A 1,091-nucleotide genomic window follows, 5' to 3' on the forward strand; every position below is an offset into this window, starting at 1 on the left:
GTTCCAGATAGACCTGCACGCTGTATTTTTGCGAGAAAGCCTTGAGGCGGGCGCAGAATGCGTCCAGCGCATAGCCGTCACCGGTGAAGTGAATGCCGCCGCCGAGACTGACCCACTCGACCTTGTGCAGCAGATGACCGAATCGCTCTTCGATGGTACACAGCATCTGGTCGAACAGGTCGAACTCACCGTTCTCGCAGTTGTTGTGGAACATGAAGCCGGAGATCTGCTCGATGACCTCTTCGATCTTCACCGGGTCCCACTCGCCCAGACGGCTGAATGGCCGCGCCGGGTCGGCCAACAGGTAATCCGAGCTGCTCACCTGCGGATTGACCCGCAGACCGCGCACCTTGCCGGCTGAAGCCTCGGTGTAGCGCTGCAACTGGCTGATGGAGTTGAAGATGATCTTGTCGCAGTTCTCGAGCATCTCCTCGATTTCGTCGTCAGCCCAGGCCACGCTATAAGCGTGAGTCTCGCCGGCGAACTTCTGCCGACCGAGCTTGAGCTCGTAAAGCGACGACGATGTGGTGCCGTCCATGTACTGCTGCATCAGGTCGAACACCGACCAGGTGGCGAAGCACTTGAGTGCCAGAAGCGCTTTGGCCCCGGACTGTTCGCGCACATAGGCAATCTTCTGCATGTTCGCCAGCAGCTTTTGTTTGTCGATAAGGTAATACGGCGTTTTGATCATTTCGAGGCGCCTCCGGCAAGGCCAGCCAAAAAAAGGATGCGCATTGTGCCTTCACTGGCGAAAGATCGAAAGTACAGAAAGTGCTGGCGACGCGAAGTTGGGCTGTCTGGTCTTCACGGTGACCACGCATGAGAAGCGAACCCGAGAAAAATATCCCTCAATCATAAGAGTGAAATATTTCAGTCATATTTCTGCGCGACACTATTGTTTCACTTTTAAGACAACCGATCGCACATCCCTGACAGCGTGACTGGATCAGCCGTCAACGACGGGTGCAGCTGTACTTACGGCAATACAAGGAGGTCAACGATGCGATGCTCGCCAGATGAAATACGCCACCAGATCCTGGACGCTGAATCAGTGTTGAAACGACTGGATATCGAGATGGAGGGGGTTGTGT

1 protein-coding gene is annotated in these 1,091 nt (G+C 55.2%); it reads right to left on the bottom strand.

What is annotated here, in order from left to right; translation table 11 throughout:
- Positions 1 to 691 (bottom strand): type III PLP-dependent enzyme domain-containing protein (locus AC1DRJ_RS29040; protein WP_477805162.1); only part of this gene is annotated, 691 nt, incomplete at its 3' end.
- Between the last annotated feature and the right edge of the window lie 400 nt (positions 692 to 1,091).

The sequence above is a fragment of the Pseudomonas sp. P5_B2 genome (genome assembly GCF_056400445.1).